Annotated in this window: 1 protein-coding gene; it reads left to right on the top strand. The window is 49.7% G+C overall.

Translation table 11 applies throughout. The features are described 5' to 3' along the window. Positions 1–632, top strand: a 632-nt coding sequence (locus tag R7Z77_RS26390) for a UvrD-helicase domain-containing protein (RefSeq protein ID WP_318137178.1), incomplete at both ends; no start/stop codon positions are given.

Below are 632 nucleotides of genomic sequence, written 5' to 3'. Positions count from 1 at the left end.
AGCGGCAGCAGAAATGCGTGGTCGTATTGAAGAGTTGATGATGGGCAGTGCATCTGGCATGTGGAATGGGACTTTCCACGGTATTTGTCACCGCATTTTGCGTGCACACTATCTTGATGCCAAGCTACCGGAAGACTTTCAAATCATCGACAGCGACGATCAACAGCGTTTACTGAAGCGTCTGATCAAAGCACAAAATCTGGATGAAAAGCAGTGGCCTGCACGCCAAGTAGCTTGGTGGATTAACGGCAAAAAAGACGAAGGCCTGCGCCCAGCACATATCGATGCTTACCACGATCCTGTGACCAAAACCTACTTGCAGCTATACACCGCTTATCAAGAAGCGTGTGACCGTGCAGGTTTGGTCGACTTCGCAGAAATTCTGCTTCGCGCTCATGAGCTACTGCGCGATAACAAGTTTGTCCGCGAGCACTACCAAGCACGCTTTAAACACATCTTGGTCGACGAGTTCCAAGACACCAACAATATCCAATACGCTTGGCTACGCATGATGGCGGGGCCTGAGTGTCATGTGATGATCGTGGGTGACGATGACCAATCGATTTACGGTTGGCGCGGAGCAAAAGTCGAAAACATTGAGAAATTCACCCGTGAATTCCCAAGCGTAACCA

The sequence above is a fragment of the Vibrio sp. 1401 genome (assembly GCF_033340295.1).
Note: the sequence above shows the minus strand (reverse complement) of the source record. Positions and strands in the feature narration are given on the sequence as shown.